The 16,311-nt window shown below is 65.5% G+C and carries 13 protein-coding genes; 6 read left to right on the top strand and 7 right to left on the bottom strand.

What is annotated here, in order from left to right:
- Positions 1-16 precede the first annotated feature (16 nt).
- A complete protein-coding gene (locus API01S_RS00995) occupies positions 17-1,486 on the top strand; it encodes an NAD-dependent succinate-semialdehyde dehydrogenase (RefSeq protein WP_006220568.1) in 1,470 nt (489 codons plus the stop codon).
- Between the two features lie 209 nt (positions 1,487-1,695).
- Positions 1,696-2,550 (top strand): inositol monophosphatase family protein, encoded by an 855-nt coding sequence (locus API01S_RS00990; protein WP_061302688.1) that lies wholly within the window; start codon positions 1,696-1,698, stop codon positions 2,548-2,550.
- A gap of 141 nt (positions 2,551-2,691) precedes the next feature.
- Here the strand turns inward: API01S_RS00990 and API01S_RS00985 are convergent, their stop codons facing one another.
- From API01S_RS00985 to API01S_RS00955, 7 genes are all read right to left on the bottom strand, one after another.
- Positions 2,692-3,510, bottom strand: a complete 819-nt coding sequence (locus tag API01S_RS00985) for an NAD-dependent protein deacetylase (RefSeq protein WP_061302685.1) — start codon at positions 3,508-3,510, stop codon at positions 2,692-2,694.
- Positions 3,511-3,557: 47 nt separating this feature from the next.
- Positions 3,558-4,505, bottom strand: coding sequence for a serine O-acetyltransferase EpsC (gene epsC / locus API01S_RS00980; RefSeq protein WP_006220571.1), 948 nt, complete (start codon positions 4,503-4,505; stop codon positions 3,558-3,560).
- Positions 4,506-4,653: 148 nt separating this feature from the next.
- Complete coding sequence (gene galE / locus API01S_RS00975; RefSeq protein ID WP_061303785.1) at positions 4,654-5,718, bottom strand: UDP-glucose 4-epimerase GalE; 1,065 nt, start codon at positions 5,716-5,718, stop codon at positions 4,654-4,656.
- Between the two features lie 11 nt (positions 5,719-5,729).
- The gene (gene pgi / locus API01S_RS00970; protein WP_006220573.1) at positions 5,730-7,397 is read right to left on the bottom strand and encodes a glucose-6-phosphate isomerase; all 1,668 of its coding nucleotides are present in this window, start codon (positions 7,395-7,397) and stop codon (positions 5,730-5,732) included.
- 13 nt (positions 7,398-7,410) lie between these two features.
- Positions 7,411-8,814 carry a phosphomannomutase/phosphoglucomutase gene (locus API01S_RS00965; protein WP_006220574.1) on the bottom strand — a complete coding sequence of 468 codons (1,404 nt, stop codon included), beginning with the start codon at positions 8,812-8,814 and terminating at the stop codon, positions 7,411-7,413.
- Positions 8,815-8,834: 20 nt separating this feature from the next.
- Positions 8,835-11,096 carry a GNVR domain-containing protein gene (locus tag API01S_RS00960; protein WP_006220575.1) on the bottom strand — a complete coding sequence of 754 codons (2,262 nt, stop codon included), beginning with the start codon at positions 11,094-11,096 and terminating at the stop codon, positions 8,835-8,837.
- A gap of 82 nt (positions 11,097-11,178) precedes the next feature.
- Positions 11,179-12,315 carry a polysaccharide biosynthesis/export family protein gene (locus API01S_RS00955; RefSeq protein ID WP_061302683.1) on the bottom strand — a complete coding sequence of 379 codons (1,137 nt, stop codon included), beginning with the start codon at positions 12,313-12,315 and terminating at the stop codon, positions 11,179-11,181.
- Positions 12,316-12,557: 242 nt separating this feature from the next.
- Between API01S_RS00955 and API01S_RS00950 the strand changes: the two genes are divergently transcribed.
- The 4 genes from API01S_RS00950 to API01S_RS00935 all read left to right on the top strand — a co-directional run bounded on the left by API01S_RS00950 (position 12,558) and on the right by API01S_RS00935 (position 16,308).
- Complete coding sequence (locus tag API01S_RS00950; protein ID WP_050729929.1) at positions 12,558-13,967, top strand: undecaprenyl-phosphate glucose phosphotransferase; 1,410 nt, start codon at positions 12,558-12,560, stop codon at positions 13,965-13,967.
- A gap of 91 nt (positions 13,968-14,058) precedes the next feature.
- Positions 14,059-14,475, top strand: a complete 417-nt coding sequence (locus API01S_RS00945) for a GDP-mannose mannosyl hydrolase (protein WP_061303782.1) — start codon at positions 14,059-14,061, stop codon at positions 14,473-14,475.
- Positions 14,476-14,480: 5 nt separating this feature from the next.
- Positions 14,481-15,911 (top strand): mannose-1-phosphate guanylyltransferase/mannose-6-phosphate isomerase, encoded by a 1,431-nt coding sequence (locus API01S_RS00940; protein WP_006220579.1) that lies wholly within the window; start codon positions 14,481-14,483, stop codon positions 15,909-15,911.
- The gene (locus API01S_RS00935; protein WP_006220580.1) at positions 15,898-16,308 is read left to right on the top strand and encodes a VanZ family protein; all 411 of its coding nucleotides are present in this window, start codon (positions 15,898-15,900) and stop codon (positions 16,306-16,308) included. The genes API01S_RS00940 and API01S_RS00935 overlap by 14 nt, the downstream gene beginning before the upstream one ends.
- Positions 16,309-16,311 lie beyond the last annotated feature (3 nt).

Genomic DNA, 16,311 nt, shown 5'->3' with positions numbered 1-16,311 from the left:
CAAGGAGACTTCAATAATGACCGCTTTGACTCATCCCCTGTCGCGCCCCGAACTGCTGCGCGACGCCTGCTACATCGACGGCAAGTGGGTTGGCGCCGGCAACGGCGCCTCGATCCCCGTGGATAACCCGTCCACCGGCAAGACCATCGTGTCCGTGCCCAAGCTGGGCCGCAAGGAAACCGAACAGGCCATCGCCAGCGCGCAAGCCGCGTTGCCCGCCTGGAGCGCCAAGACGGGCAAGGAACGCGCCGCGATCCTGCTGAAGTGGTCGCAGCTGATGATGCAGAACCAGCAAGACCTGGCCGCCATCATGACGTCGGAACAAGGCAAGCCGGTCACCGAGGCCGCGGGTGAAATCGCCTACGCCGCCTCGTTCCTGGAATGGTTCGCCGAAGAAGCCAAGCGCATCGACGGCGACGTGCTGCAAAGCCCGAAGGCCGGCCAACGCCTGCTGGCGCTCAAGCAGCCCATCGGCGTCACCGCCGCCATCACGCCGTGGAACTTCCCGGCCGCCATGATCACCCGCAAGGTCGGCCCGGCGCTGGCCGCAGGCTGCACCATGGTCGTCAAGCCCGCCCAGCAGACCCCGCTGACCGCGCTGGCGCTGGCCGTGCTGGCCGAAGAAGCCGGCGTGCCGGCTGGCGTGTTCCACGTCATCACCGGCAGCTCGCGCGACATCGGCGCCGCGCTGTGCGAAAGCGACGTCGTGCGCAAGTTGAGCTTCACCGGCTCGACCGAAGTGGGCCGCACGCTGATGGAGCAATGCGCCCCCACCATCAAGAAGCTGTCGCTGGAACTGGGCGGCAACGCGCCGTTCATCGTGTTCGACGACGCCGACCTGGACCGCGCCGTTGACGGCATCCTGGCCTCGAAGTACCGCAATGCCGGCCAGACCTGCGTGTGCGCCAACCGCATCTACGTGCAAGCCGGCGTCTACGAAGAAATCGCCAAGCGCCTGGTCGCCAAGGTCAACGCCATGAAGGTCGGCGACGGCTTCGAAGACGGCGTGACGCAGGGCCCGCTGATCGACAAGAACGCGATCGAGAAGGTGCAGGAGCACATTGCCGACGCCACCTCGCATGGCGCCAAGGTCATTGCCGGCGGCAAGCCGCATGCGCTGGGCGGCACGTTCTTCGAACCGACCGTCGTGCGCGACGTGACGCAATCGATGCGTTTCGCCACCGAAGAAACCTTCGGCCCGGTCGCCCCGCTGTTCCGCTTCGAATCGGAAGAAGAAGTCATCCGCATGGCCAACGACACCATCTTCGGTCTGGCCGCGTACTTCTTCACGCGCGACTACGCCCGCATCTGGCGCGTGTCCGAATCGCTGGAATACGGCATCGTCGGCATCAACACCGGCCTGATCTCCAACGAAGTCGGCCCGTTCGGCGGCGTCAAGCAATCGGGCCTGGGCCGCGAAGGCTCCAAGTACGGCATCGAGGAATACCTCGAAATCAAGTACCTGTGCGTGGACCTGGGCGCTTAAGCCCTGCCCGGCGCGCGGCCCTCGCCGCGCGCCGCTTGCAGCACATGGGGACAAGCGGTTTTCAACGCCGCTTATCCCCAACTATTGTGGACAACCCGGCAGATAAGTCCTGCACAGCCCGGAAAAGTCCTTTCAAACCAGTCACTTGCGAAACGCGATCAAATGCCGCCCAGGCATGATAGATTTGCGCGTTCCCTGATTGGATGCGTATGAGCCGAACCTTTACCCTTGAGGACACCCGCAAGCTTGCCGCCGTGCTGGCCGAAACGGCCCAGGTGGAAGTCATGCCGCGCTTTCGCAACCTGCCCGAAGGCGCCGTGCGCGGCAAGAGCTCGCCGCGCGACCTCGTCACCGACGCGGACGAAGCCGCCGAACGCATGATCGGCGCCCGCCTGGCCAAGCTGCACCCCGGCGCCGTGCTCATCGGCGAAGAAGCCTCCGCGCGCAACCCCTCGCTGCTGAACATGCTGGTCGACGCGGACCTGGCCTTTCTGATCGATCCTATCGACGGCACGCGCAACTACGTGGCGGGCCTGCCCCTGTTCGGCATGATGATCGCGGCCTGTCATCGCGGCGATGTCATCGCCGGCGTCATCTACGACCCCGTCAACCGCGACAGCGCGCTGGCGGTGCGCGGCGAAGGGGCATGGATGGAATACGAGAACGGCCGACGCGTGCCCCTTTCCGTGGCCAGCCCCGCGCCCCTCGAAGACATGGACGGCCTGATCTCCACGGGCGCGCTGCCCGAGCCGCAGCGCACCACCGTCAACAGCCACCTGTCGCGCCTGGGCAGCACCGCGTCGCTGCGCTGCGCCGCGCATGAATACCGCATGCTGGCCGCGGGCCACTGCCACATCGCGCTGTACAACCAGCTGACCGCCTGGGACCACGCCGCCGGCTGGCTGCTGCACCGCGAAGCCGGCGGCTACGCCGCGCGCTTTGACGGATCGCCCTACAAGCCCACGCACCGCACGGGCGGCCTGTTGTACGCGCCCGACGCGGGCAGCTGGCATGCCGCTCGCAAGGCCCTGCTGGGAGAAGCGCTGGAAATCGCCGACGCCTGAGCGAAATACAGGGGTAATCCCTAGGAATTATCCACAGTTCCTGTGGACAACCCTATGGAAAGGTCTGTAACAGCGCAAAAAAACCCTGACAGGGCAAGCACTTGCTTAAACCGGTCAAAAACCGGCCGGTGAAAAGCGGTGTTACAGCGCCTCCAACGCCACCGCACAAGGCTGTTCCACCTTCAGGGTCAGAAGGTTGTCGGCGCGGGTCCGGCCCAGGTTGATGGCGGCGATCGGCATGCCGTTGCGCGACGCGGCGGTCACGAAGCGGTAACCCGAATACACCATCAGCGACGAGCCCACCACCAGCACCGCATCGGCGCTGGCTAGCCCGGCATTGGCGCGGTCCACGCGCTCGCGCGGCACCGTCTCGCCAAAGAACACCACATCCGGTTTAACGATGCCGCCGCAACGCGGGCACGGCGGCACCATGAATTGCGAGAAGTCTTCGCCCTCCAGGTCGGCGTCGCCGTCAGGGGCGTCGGTGGCATCCAGCAATACCCAGGCGGGGTTGCCGTTCTGCAATTGATCCTGCCAATCGGCACGCCCGCCCCGCCAGTCGCAATTCATGCAGCGCACCTGGTCCAGCCGGCCGTGCAGGTCCACCACATCGCGGCTGCCAGCAGCTTCGTGCAGGCCATCCACGTTCTGCGTGACCAGCACCGAGACCAGGCCGCGCGCCTGCATGCGCGCCAGGGCCAGATGCGACTCGTTGGGCTGGACCTGGCCAAAGCGGCGCCATCCCACCATGCTGCGCGCCCAATAGCGGGCGCGCGACAGCTCGTTGCCCATGAACGTCTGCAACGTCATGGGCGGGCTGCGCTTCCATTCGCCGTCGGTGTCGCGGTAGTCGGGGATGCCGGAATCGGTGCTGACACCCGCCCCCGTCAAGACGAACAGCCGCGGGTGGCGGTCCACGAAGCCGCGCAACGCGGCCAGATCCGAGACTTGGGTGTCCATCCTGGTTCCTATCGCCTGTAGCGGAGATTGGGGCGGGTGGCTGGCGTTCAGCCGCCCAGCCCGCAGTCGGGCATGTCGCTGACCAGGCTGGCCTGCGTGACGTTGCTGCCCGGCGGCACGCTGCGCGTAAGCCAGACGTTGCCGCCGATAGTCGAGCCCTTGCCGATCGTGACGCGGCCAAGAATTGTCGCGCCCGCGTAGATGACGACGTCGTCCTCGATCAGCGGATGGCGCGGCAAGCCTTTCTTGAGCTCGCCGTTTTCGCCGGGCGGGAAGCGCTTGGCGCCCAGCGTCACCATCTGATAGAGCCGCACGCGGTCGCCGATGATGGCGGTTTCGCCGATGACCACGCCCGTGCCGTGATCGATGAAAAAGCTGCGGCCGATGGTCGCGCCGGGATGGATGTCGATGCCGGTATCGGCGTGCGCGATTTCCGCCACGATGCGAGCCAGCATCGGCACGTTCAGCCGATACAGGACGTTGGCCAGCCGGTGGTGGATCATCGCGGCCACGCCCGGATAGCACAGCAGCACTTCGTCCACGCTATGGGCCGCCGGATCGCCCTGGTAGGCGGCGGTCACGTCGAGGTCAAGCGCTGCGCGCACGCGCGGAAGTTCGGCGCCGAACTGGCGCACGATCTCGATGGCGCGCCGCTGGGTGTCGGCCGGGTCGGCATGTTCATGCCGGCCCACGTATTGAAGTTCAAGACAGACCTGATGCAGCAGCGCATCCAGCGCGGCGCCGATGGTATGGCCGACGTAGAAGTCTTCGACTTCTTCGCGCAGGTCGATGGGACCCAGCCGCATCGGGAACAAGGCGCCACAGAGATCCTTGATGATCTGGCGCAGGCTTTCCTGGGACGGGAATTCACGCAGGCCCGCATCTTCGCGCAGGCGGCCGCGCGGGCCGCGCCAGGCGACGCGCGCTTCGCGCAGGCCGGACACGATGCTGTCCAGGTTCCAGTGGGCGGGCGGGATGTAGGTGGGCCCGCTCATTGCCGCTGCCCCTGGGCGGGGCGGGTAGGCCCGGGCTGAGTATGGATGTCGAACATGGGAGTGCCTCACAGACGGTGCTACGCAAAAGTCCCGTCAACTGTAACCGCTGGCGCCCCGTTTTCAATCCGCCTCCGACACGGCATAGGGGTTATGCGGCCACGGCGTGCTCGGCAGCGTCTGCCTCGTAGCCCTGGGGGTTGCCCTGCTGCCAGCGCCAGCCGTCGGCGCACATGGCGGCCACGTCGTAGGTGCTGCGCCAGCCCAGCAGCGACTCGGCCAGCGACGGGTCCGCCCAGGTACGCGCCACATCGCCCGGGCGGCGCGGCACGATCTGCACAGGGATGCGCAGGCCGCTGGCCTGCTCGAACGCGCGCACCAGCTCCAGCACGCTGGTGCCCCTGCCCGTGCCCAGATTCACCGCGACGAAGCCCGGATGGTCCGCGCCATACGTCAGGGCCCGCACATGGCCTTGCGCAAGATCCATGACGTGCAGGTAGTCGCGCACGCCCGTGCCATCGACCGTGTCGTAATCATCGCCAAACACCCGCAGATGCGGCTGCCGGCCCACCGCCACCTGGGTCAGGTACGGGAAAAGATTATTGGGCAGGTCGCGCGGGCTTTCGCCGATCTGCCCGCTGGGATGCGCGCCGATCGGGTTGAAGTAGCGCAACGTGACCGCGCTGAAGCCGGGCTGCGCCGTGCATACATCGCGCAGCATCTCCTCGACCATCAGCTTGGTGCGGCCATAGGGGTTGGCCGGCGCCAGCGGGTGCGTCTCGGTGAAGGGCAGGCATTGCGGCTCGCCGTAGACCGTGGCCGACGAGCTGAACACCAGCCGCGCCACGCCCGCCTCCTGCATGGCGCGCAGCAGCACCATCGAACCCGTGACGTTGTTGTCGTAGTACTTGAGCGGGTCGGCCACGGATTCACCGACCGCCTTGCAGCCCGCCAGATGCAGCACCGCCTGCACGGGCTCGCCGCGCCGGGCCGCGTCCGACAGCACGCGCTCGATCAGGCCGGGGGTGCGGATATCGCCTTCGATCAGCGCTATCGGTACGCCGCAAAGCTGCTCGACGCGGCGCACGGCCTCGCGGCTGCCGTTGCTGAAATTGTCCAGCACCAGCGGCCGCTGGCCGGCCGCCAGCATCGCAATCAGCGTGTGCGTGCCGATATAGCCGGCCCCGCCCGTCACCAGCACGTGCATGTCTGGCATCTCCATCCCCGTCAAAGATGCGCCGCCACGCCCGGCACCCACGCATGGCGCGGACGCGGCGCCTGCGTGTGGCTGCGATAGCGGTCGATCCAATACGAGGTGGACGCGTCATGGCCCCAATCGACCACGCCCGCCGACACCGGCACCGCCAGCTCACGCTCGATGCCCGAGGCCAGCCGCTTGCCCAGCTCAACGCCGAACTGGTCGAACGGGTTGATGCCCCAGACGACGCTTTGCACGAACACCTTGTGTTCATACAGGGCCAGCAATGCGCCCAGGCCGCGCGGATCCAGCTGGCGCAACACGATCAGCGTGGAAGGACGCCCGCCCGGATGCACCATGTGCTGCGCGAGACTGAGCGCGCGTTCCTGGTCATCGATGTGCGCGACGTCCTGCAGGGCTTGCTCCAGGCACTTGCCACGCAGCAGCGCCTGGCGCTGCGCCAGGCAGTTCGCCAGCAGCAGGCGATGGGCGTCAGGGCTGTCCGCATGGCCTTGCAGGCTGGCGATGAAATCGACCGGCGCGCCTTCCTCGCTTTGATGCAGCCATTGGAAGAAGGTGTGCTGGCCGTCGGTGCCCGGCATGCCCCAGATGATGGGCGCGGTAGGTACGCCCACCGACGTGCCATCGCCCGCGACGCGCTTGCCCAGCGATTCCATTTCCAGCTGCTGCAGGTACGTCACCAGATGCAGCAGACGCGCGCTGTAGGCGGCGACGTTCAGCGAGTTGTAGCCCAGCACGCTGCAATTGACCAAGCCGGCCAGGGCCAGCTGGATCGGTGCGTTCGCCGCGAAAGGCGCGTTCTGGAAATGCTGGTCCATGGCCTCGGCGCCCGCCCGCATGCCGATCAGCACGTCCGCGCCCACGGTCAGCGCGATCGACAAGCCGGCCACCGACCAGACGGAATAACGTCCGCCCACCCAGTCGCACATCTTGAAGGTCTGGCTGGCCGGCACGCCAAAGGCGCGCGCGGCCGACACGTTGGCGGTCACCGCCGCCAGGTGCTCGGACACGTCCGCCACCCCGCCCTGCTTGAGCCAGGCAACAGCGGCGCGCGCGTTGTGCAGCGTTTCCGTCGTCGTGAAGGACTTGGACGAAATCACCACCAGGCAACGGCGCGGGTCCAGGCCCGCGACCGCGTCATGGAATGCGTGGCCGTCGATGTTGGCGACGAAACGGATCTGGCGGCGTTGCGACGGACCGCCGAACGCCTGCACGGCCAGGCGCGGGCCCCAGTCGCTGCCGCCGATGCCGATATGAAGCACCGTTGAAAAATCTGCCGTCTGGTCCACCCGGCGCACGAAGTCGCTCATGCGCGAATATTCGCAGACCGAATCGGCGTCCAGGCCGTCCGGCTGCTCGGGCGTGCGCCCTGCGCGCACCGCCGTGTGCCAGGCGGGGCGGCCTTCCGTCCAATTGACGGGGTCGCCCGCGAACAGCGAGTGGCGGGCGTCCGCCAGCCCGCGCGCTTGCAGCAGGTTCAGCGCCGCCGCTTCCAGCGCGGGGGATTGGCGCTGCATGGTCAAGTCCACACACAAGCCGGCTGCTTCAATGACTTTCAGCGTATCGGCGTTCAGCTGGGCGGCTTCGGCCGCCTGCGCGAACGCCTGCCACTCAGGGCTCTGCGCAAGGCCGGAATCCGCCCTCAACGCCTCAATCGCATAATTGGCCTTTCCCATCGCGTGATGCTCCTTAGAACGGTAAACGAACGAGAGGTGCAATGCGCCGGAACGCGTTGCGGAAGTCCTCCTCGATACGGGCCAATGCGGCCACGGTGTCTCCTTCAAAACGCAAAACCACCGTCGGCGTCGTGTTCGATGGACGCGCCAGGCCAAAGCCATCGGCGTAGTCCACGCGTACGCCGTCCAGGTCGTTGATGGAGACCGCGCTGGGGAATTCCCCTTGTTCGCGCAGCAGCTTCACCAGTTCGAACTGTTCGCCTTCGGCGGTGTCCAGCTTGATTTCGGGGGTCGCGCAGGACTGCGGCAAGCCTTCAAGAAGCGCCGACGGGTCCGGCGCGGCGGAAAGGATCTCCAGCAGCCGGGCGGCGGCGTAGATCCCATCGTCGAAGCCGTACCAGCGCTCCTTGAAAAACATATGCCCACTCATCTCTCCAGCAAGTAGCGCTCCCGACTCGCGCATCTTGGCCTTGATGAGGGAATGCCCGGTCTTGCACATGGTCGGTTTGCCGCCCGCCTCGAAGATGGCGCGGGCCACGTGGCGGCTGCATTTGACGTCGTAGAGGATCTCGGCGCCCGGGTTGCGGGACAGCACATCGCGGGCGAACAGGATCAGTTGCCGATCCGGCCAGATGATCTGTCCCGATTTTGTGACCACGCCCAGCCGGTCTCCGTCCCCGTCGAATGCCAGGCCGACCTCGCAGTCGGAATAGCGCAGGCAATAGATCAGGTCTTGCAGGTTCTGAGGGTCGGCCGGGTCGGGATGGTGGCCGGGAAACGAACCGTCCACCTCGCAGAACAATTCGGTCACCTCGCATCCCAACGCGCGAAACAGCGCCGGCGCCACCGCACCGGCCACGCCGCTGCCGCAGTCGATGGCGATCTTCATCGGCCGCGCCATGCGGATGTCGCCCACCAGGCGCGCCGCGTAGCACGGCTGGATCTGCATCTGCGTGCGGCCGCCCGCCACGCTGGCCGATTCGATGGGCAGGCGCATGGCGTCGCGCAGCGCCGTAATGCCCTCGCCGTACAGCGAAGCGCCGTCCAGCACGATCTTGAAGCCGTTGTGGGCCGGCGGGTTGTGGCTGCCGGTGACCGCAATGCCCGCGCCTGTGTCCATCAGGCGCGTAGCGAAATACACCATCGGCGTGGTGGCCATGCCGATATCGATGACGTGCATGCCGGCCGAGCGCAGCCCGGCCTGCAATGCCGCCGCCAGTTCCACGCTGCTCAGGCGGCCGTCGCGTCCCACCACCATCGACCGGGCGCCCTGCTCGCGCGCCTTGGTGCCGGCCGCCATGCCCAGGCTGTGCGCGAATCGCGCGTCTATCTCGTCCGGCACGGTGCCGCGTATGTCGTAAGCCTTGAAAACCGCATCCAGAATTTGCGGGGTATCCCAGCCAAAAGTTCCGTGCATGCCAGTTTCTCCGGGTGGCGTTACTTGGGACCGTTCTGTTTGAAATCGCCGTAATACGCCGCGCGGGAGTATCGATAATTGCCATACTTGGAGCGGAAGCCGAAGCGTTCCGGCATCAGCTTCAGGCCGTTGAACAGCACGCCATCGACCGGCGCGCCGGCCTGGATCAGGCGCTTGGCCGTCTCGCGGATCTCGCCCACCGTGTTCATGCCTGAACGCACCACCACCATGACGGCGGCGGCGTGCGTGCCGACCACCGCGGCGTCCGGCGACGACAGCACGGGCGCCGTGTCCAGGATGACCATGTCGTACTGCGAGGACAGCTCGCGCAAGGTGGCGCCGAACACGGGCGAGGCCAGCAATTCGGAAGGATCGAAGGTGACCGCGCCGGTGGCGATGAAGTCCACGCCTTCGGACACGCTGTGCTTTCTGACGCGCTCAAGCGGAATCGTGCCCGACAGCACTTCGAACAGGCCGTCTTCCTTGGGCACGCCGAAATAGCGGTTCAACTGGCCCTTGCGGAAGTCGGCATCGATCAGCAGCACGCGCTTGCCCACGCCGCCTTGGATGAAGGCAAAGTTGGCCGACAGGAACGACTTGCCCACGCCCGCCACCGGGCCGGTGAACATGACCATGTTGTTGGCCGACTGGCGCAGCGATGCTTGCAGCACGTTGCGGAACGAACGCAAGCTCTCGATGGGTGGCGCGTTGCCCTGGCTTTGCGCCAGCAGCGCGGGCACGGTAGCGTTCTTGCGGCGGCTGCGGCGCCACAGCTTGTCCTGCATGTCGCTGTACGGAATGGCCGCCAGCACCGGCAGGCCCGTGTAGCGTTCCACGTCGTCCGGTTCCGACAAACCGCCGAACAGGGCGTTGCGCACGAACGCGCACAGCATGCCGAAGATCAGGCCGATGGCCGTGGCCACGCCGATGATGATCGCGGCCTTCGGACGCACGGGGCGGTCCGGCTGCACGGCGGCGTCCAGGATGCGCACGTTGCCCACCTTGCCGGCGCGGATCAGGCGCAGTTGCTGGGCGTTGTTGAGCAGGCCCGTGTACAGCTCGGTGTTCACGCGCACGTCACGCACCAGGCGCACCACGTCCTGCTCCAGGTCGGGCAGCGCCTTGATGTTGTTGCCGATGCGATTGACGTCGCCGGTCAGCGATGCAATCTGCCGATCGATCGCCACGATGCTCGGGTGCGTCGGCGCAAAGCGCGTGATCAGTTCCTGGCGCTTGGAACGCAGCTCCATCACCTTGGTCTGCGCATCCACGGACTGCGCCAAAATCAGCTTGGCTTCTTCGGACAAATCGATGGTGCCGCGCTTGTTGCGCAAGGCGTTGTACTTGGTTTCGGCCGCGTCCAGTTCGCCTTTCAGGATAGGCAGCTGCTGCTCAAGAAAGCCCAGCGACTTCTCCGCCTGCGCCGCCTTGCGATTCACGTTCTGCTGCACGTACTCCTGGCCGATCTGGTTGAGCACGGCCGTGGTCAGCGCCGGATCGTTGCCTTCCAGCGTGACGCCGATCACACCCGATGCGCGGCCTCGCTCGAAGATGCCCAGGTGCGATTGCACGTCTTCGATTGCCGCCAGGCGCGAGCTGCGCGAGATCGTGAACTCGGTGCCCGGGCGCCCCGTCAGCGCGTCGATGTGCACGTCCATCGCGCCGCCGCCCGGCAACAGGAAGCGTTCGGGCTTGCCCACCGCGCCGCTGAACGTGGCGCCGGTGAACTTGTCGGTCAGCGTGTAGCGCCCTTCGCCTTGCGTGGTCACGCGAAACGGCTTGCCCAGCCATTCGTTGGGCACGTCCAATTGCGAGATCGCAATGCGTTCGCCGCCCCACGCATAGCCGCCGCGCGGCAGGCTGGACGGATACGGCAGCGCCTCATAGCGCTGCGCGAGCCATTCGCCCACCACCGGGAAATAACGCGGCTTGGCGTGGATGTACAACAGGAATTTGTCGACGGCCGGCCCCACCACCATGCGCGAACGCAGCACTTCCATTTCGCCCGAGGTCTCTGCCTTGGTGTCGAACATGGCGGACACGTCGCCCAGCAGGCTGCGCGCCTGGCCGTTCGGCATTTCCTCTTCGACCTGCACGATGATGTCGGCCGAATACACGGACGGGGTCACCATCACATACGCAAGCGCGCCGAGGAAGGCGAACAAGGTGATCGCAAGAATCATCCAACGGTTTGAAATGATGGCGTCCACGTGCGAGGACAACGGGGTTTCCTGCTGGCGAGCCGGGACACTGGGCTCGAATGATTCGATGGGCAACGACATGCAGCTCTCCAGACGTGGGCGCCGCGCCGGATGCGGCGCCCCCAAAGGCGTTGTTTTGGGCCCGAGGGCCCGGAAAGGCGGACTAGTTGATCGACTTGACGGTCTGCACCGTTTGCGCGCTCGGGAACAGGTTGCTGATGAAGCGGTTCCACCGCACCAGCGCGGCCGTATCCACGAACACGACGTCTTTGGGTTCCAACTCAAACTTCGCGCCAACTGCCAGAGCCTGCGGCGACTTGGAGTTCAGATGGAACACCTGCGGCGTCGCTTGCTCGGTACTGCGCACCACAAACACCTGCGAGGCGTCGGCCGTCAACTGGTTCGGGCCTCCCGCCATGCCCAGCGCCTCGGTCAGCGACATGCGGCCATCGCGCATCACGACCGTGGTGGGCAGGAACACTTCACCCATCACGAAGACCTTGCTGTCGTCGCGCGGCGTGACACGCACGATGTCGCCCGACTTCAGCATGACCTGATTCAAGTCCTGGCCACGTTCGATCAGCGCGGGCAAGTTCACACGGGTGCGGCGGCCATCGCGAATGACATAGACGGCGCTGCGGTCGGCGGTGGGCAGCAAGCCACCCGCGCGGTTGACCGCTTCGAGCAGAGTCATCGGAATGTCGTTGATGGCAACCGTGCCCGGCAATTTCACTTCGCCTTCGACGTAGACACGCTTGCTTCGATAGCCCAGCACGCGCACCGTGATCTGCGGATCCTGGATGTACTTGCCGGAACTATTGACTATGAGATTGCGCGCCTGAAGTTCCGTCAACCCCGCCACTTTCAGCAGTCCGGTATAGGGAAATTGGATGTATCCAGTGGATGAGACGGTATACCCCGGTATGCCCGAGGCGGTATCCCCCATGATTAGTTCGGTGACCCCAGTCCCGATGGCATAGGTTTGCGTCGGAAGGACGAGTTCGGGGTGATCCCAAACGACGATGGAGAGAATGTCGCCTGGCCCGATGCGGTAGGGCTCGACGCTGCCGACGAGCTTTTCTACGCCATCGTTGTTGATCAACGCCTGGCGTGCGCGCAAGTCATCGACCACCAGCGACGGCGTGATTTCCTTGATCGGCGCCACGGAATTCGGATCCAGGGGATCGACGAGGTGGCTGGCATTAAAGGTCATACCGGGAGACAGGGCGCAAGCGCCCAGCGAGGACACGAGCGCGATAGCGGCGATGGCTCGGCTCAACGTTCCGAAAAATGTCGTCATGGCAAATCCACTGTGAATGACTTCGTTGCTTGGAATGGAGCCCGATGCGTAACGGGTTGCGACATTCCACTCTCTTTTCGAAGCCCCGCACATTCGACGGATGCCCTAAGCCTTCTCCTACATCGTTTGGAGGTTTCGGGTACGCCACGCACTCAATAAGATTTCGTCGGTAGCCACATGTTTTGCGGCAGTGCATCGTTTTTTTTTGCCGCAAGAAGACTCCCCCCGAACAGGAGTGCGCGATGGACCCGTCCCACTCGGACACGTCGGCAAGATTCAGTGGAGCAAGCTATCTATACCGCCTGCTCGATGCCGCGATCGTGATCGCCTGCGGCTTGACTGCCACCGGCTTGAAATTCTCGGAAGATGCATTGGCGGATCCACCGCAGATTCATCTGTTCCTGATCTATCTATGCGGCCTGGGCGTGATCGCCCTGTTCCCCGCATTCCGGCTGTATGTATCGTGGCGCGGACGGCTCCTGACCGATCTGGTCGTGCGCAGCCTGGCGGCGTGGGCGACGGTGTTCGCACTGGGCATCCTCGTCAGTTTTCTCATGCATCAGACCGCCGCGATATCGCGCATGTGGGCTGCTACCTGGTTTGGGATGACGGCGCTGGCGCTGGCGGGCGTGCGCCTGGCGGTCTACGCCGCGCTGGGCGCCGCGCGCGATCGCGGGCTGAACAAGAAGCACGTCCTGCTGGTGGGTTTTGGCGCGCTGGGCCATGACCTGTGGCGCCGCGTCGAACGCTACCGGGGCGCGGGCTACGAGGTCGCGGGCATCTACGCCGAGCCGCACGAGAGCCTGCCGCCGCAAGTGCGCCGCCTGCATGACCTGGATAACCTGCATGCCTTCGTGCACGAACACAACGTGCGCGAGATCTGGATCGTCCTTCCGATGGAGGCGGGGCAGGAATTGCGCGAGGTGCTGTATCACCTGCGCAACGACTTGGTGGATATCCGCTGGATTCCGGATGTGATGTCGATCCAGCTGCTGGGCCATCGCATCGGCGAATTCCTGGGGCTGCCCGCCATCCAGCTCAATAGCCTGCCCGCCGCCGGCGTGCGCGGCTGGGCCAAGGAAGTGTTCGACCGCAGCTTCGCGTTCTGCGCGCTGATCGGGCTGGCGCCGCTGATGTTGTCCATTGCGCTGGCGATCAAGCTGACTTCGCGCGGCCCCGTGTTCTTCACGCAGCCCCGCCTGGGCGTGGATGGCAAGGTCTTTCACGTCTACAAGTTCCGCACCATGACCGTGCATCAGGAACATGGCACGGTCACGCAGGCCACGCGCAACGATTCCCGCATTACGCGCATCGGCGGCTTCCTGCGGCGCACCAGCCTGGACGAGCTGCCGCAGTTCCTGAATGTATTGATGGGCGACATGTCGGTGGTGGGGCCGCGCCCGCACGCGCTGGAACACAACGAGATGTACAAGGACCTGGTGCAGCGCTACATGATGCGCCACCGCGTCAAGCCGGGCATCACGGGCTGGGCGCAGGTCAACGGTTTTCGTGGGCAGACGGACACGCTGCGCAAGATGAGCGACCGAGTCGAGCACGACATCTATTACATCCAGCACTGGACGTTCCGGATGGACCTGCTGATCATCGCCCGCACGGCCGTGTCGGGATGGACGGGCCGAAATGTCTACTAGCCCCTTGGGATGGCCCGCCGCCGCCACGGCCCCCGCCAGCAACGCGCCGGCAGGCGTATTGCCGCGCGCCGATTTCCGCCAGGCGGTCGAGATGCTGCCGCTGGTTTCCATCGACCTGTTGCTGCGCGATGGCGCCGGCCGCTACCTGACCGGGCTGCGCACGAACCCGCCGGCGCGCGGCGCCTGGTTCGTGCCGGGCGGACGCATCCGCAAGAACGAAGCGCTGCGCACCGCGCTGGACCGCATCGCCCGCGAGGAACTGGGGCTGGCCATCGCCCCCGACGCGTGGACGCCGCGCGGCGTGTACGAACACTTCTATGGCACCAATTTCGCGGGTGAAGCGGGACGCTCCACCCACTATGTCGTCCTCGCCTACGAGGCCGAGCTTTCGTTGGATACCGCAACCCTTCCGCGCGGCCAGCACCATGACTACCGCTGGCTGCAAGCGGAAGAGATCGCCGCCGATCCCGGCGTGCATCCGTACACCCAGGCCTACTTCAAGGAGTGAGCGCCATGACGAATCCCCCTCCCGCCTACCGGGCAGTCATTCTTTGCGGCGGTTCCGGCTCGCGCCTGTGGCCGCTGTCGCGCGAACTGTTGCCCAAGCAGTTCATCCGTTTGACCGATTCCCGCAGCCTGTTGCAGAACACGCTGCTGCGCCTTGGGTCGGCAGGCGCCAAGGCCAAGCCGATGCTGGTCTGCAACGATGCGCACCAGTACATCGCCGCCGAGCAGGCGCAGGAGCTGGGCATCAAGGACGCGGAAGTCATTCTTGAGCCCCACGCGCGCAACACCGCGCCGGCCATCGCCGCCGCCACGCTGCGCGCCATGCGCGATGGCGAAGACCCGATCATGCTGATCATGCCGTCGGACCACGTGCTGGAAGACGGCCCGGTGTTGCAGGAAGCGTTCGCCCAGGCCTACGAGGCAGCGCGTCAAGGCGCGCTGGTCACCTTCGGCATCACGCCTACTGCGCCGCTCAGTGGCTATGGCTACATCCAGTCGGACGAGCCCGGCGTGATGGCTCCGGCGCGCCGCGTGCGCCGCTTCGTGGAAAAGCCCTCGCCCGAGGTGGCGCAACGCCTGATCGACGACGGCGGCTACTACTGGAACAGCGGCATGTTCGCGTTCCAGGCGTCGGTGTTCCTGTCTGAAATGGCGCGGCTGGCGCCCAAGATGCTTGAGCAGGTGCAGGCGGCGGTAGCGACCGGCCATGGCGAGGACGGGCTGTTCCATCTGGATGCCCCCTCGTTCGAGGCCTGCCCCAGCGATTCGATGGACTACGCCATCATGGAGCGCACGGACAGCGCGGTGGTCATTCCGCTGGCGGCCTCGTGGAGCGACGTGGGCGCCTGGGACGCGGTCTGGGGCATCGCCCAGAAGACGGTGGAAGGCAATTCCACCACGGGCGATGTGATGGTGGAGGACTCGCGCAATTGCCTGATCCATTCCACCAGCCGGCTGGTGGCCTCGGTGGGGCTGGACGACATCGTGGTGATCGAGACCGCCGACGCGGTGCTGGTGGCGCACAAGTCGCGCTCGCAGGACGTCAAGCGGCTGGTCGAGATCTTCAAGACCCAGCATCGGTCGGAGCTGAATCATCACCGCGAGGTGCAACGCCCCTGGGGGTCGTATGACTCGGTAGGCCATGGCCCGCGCTATCAGGTCAAGCGGATCACGGTCAAGCCGGGCGCACGGCTGTCTTCGCAGATGCATCATCACCGCGCGGAGCACTGGATCGTGGTGTCGGGCACGGCGCGCATCTACAACGGCGACAAGCAATACCTGTTGACGGAGAACCAGTCGACCTACATCCCGCTGGGCGAAACCCATAGCCTGGAAAACCCGGGGAAGATCCCGCTGGAAATCATCGAAGTGCAGTCTGGCGCCTATTTGGGCGAAGACGACATCGTCCGCTTCCAGGATATGTATGGAAGGGTCTGAATCGTTTGATTCCGCCCCATTTTGGCGGCCCCGCTTCGCGCGTCTGTGCCTGCCTGCCGCGGGCGTGTTCTTCCTGGTGCTCGTCACCGTGGGGAACCTGCCCGGCCTGGCGGCCCAGATGTCCGACGCTTTCGGGGACAAGCGGCTGCATCTTGTGGCCTACGCCGTATTGACGGGATTGATCTACCTGTCGGTCAACCGGCGCCCTGCCCTGGTGGCCATGCTGGCCATCACCGCCCTGGGTGCGCTGGACGAATCAATCCAATCCCTTTTTCCCTATCGACAGGCTGAACTCTTAGACCTTTTGGCCGATATCTTGGCGGCGGGTGCAACAGTAATCTCATTGCAAATTGGTTCCGCAGCCTTCGGCTCCTTTCGTGCAGTCACTAAGTCTTAAGGA

The sequence above is a fragment of the Achromobacter piechaudii NBRC 102461 genome (assembly GCF_001571245.1).
Classification (GTDB): domain Bacteria; phylum Pseudomonadota; class Gammaproteobacteria; order Burkholderiales; family Burkholderiaceae_B; genus Achromobacter; species Achromobacter piechaudii.
Note: the sequence above shows the minus strand (reverse complement) of the source record. Positions and strands in the feature narration are given on the sequence as shown.

Coding starts and splice junctions, on each gene's coding strand:
- API01S_RS00995 (WP_006220568.1), top strand. CDS start 17: ATGACCGCTTTGACTCATCCCCTGTCGCGCCCCGAACTGCTGCGCGAC.
- API01S_RS00990 (WP_061302688.1), top strand. CDS start 1,696: ATGAGCCGAACCTTTACCCTTGAGGACACCCGCAAGCTTGCCGCCGTG.
- API01S_RS00985 (WP_061302685.1), bottom strand. CDS start 3,510: ATGGACACCCAAGTCTCGGATCTGGCCGCGTTGCGCGGCTTCGTGGAC.
- epsC (WP_006220571.1), bottom strand. CDS start 4,505: ATGAGCGGGCCCACCTACATCCCGCCCGCCCACTGGAACCTGGACAGC.
- galE (WP_061303785.1), bottom strand. CDS start 5,718: ATGCCAGACATGCACGTGCTGGTGACGGGCGGGGCCGGCTATATCGGC.
- pgi (WP_006220573.1), bottom strand. CDS start 7,397: ATGGGAAAGGCCAATTATGCGATTGAGGCGTTGAGGGCGGATTCCGGC.
- API01S_RS00965 (WP_006220574.1), bottom strand. CDS start 8,814: ATGCACGGAACTTTTGGCTGGGATACCCCGCAAATTCTGGATGCGGTT.
- API01S_RS00960 (WP_006220575.1), bottom strand. CDS start 11,096: ATGTCGTTGCCCATCGAATCATTCGAGCCCAGTGTCCCGGCTCGCCAG.
- API01S_RS00955 (WP_061302683.1), bottom strand. CDS start 12,315: ATGACGACATTTTTCGGAACGTTGAGCCGAGCCATCGCCGCTATCGCG.
- API01S_RS00950 (WP_050729929.1), top strand. CDS start 12,558: ATGGACCCGTCCCACTCGGACACGTCGGCAAGATTCAGTGGAGCAAGC.
- API01S_RS00945 (WP_061303782.1), top strand. CDS start 14,059: ATGCTGCCGCTGGTTTCCATCGACCTGTTGCTGCGCGATGGCGCCGGC.
- API01S_RS00940 (WP_006220579.1), top strand. CDS start 14,481: ATGACGAATCCCCCTCCCGCCTACCGGGCAGTCATTCTTTGCGGCGGT.
- API01S_RS00935 (WP_006220580.1), top strand. CDS start 15,898: ATGGAAGGGTCTGAATCGTTTGATTCCGCCCCATTTTGGCGGCCCCGC.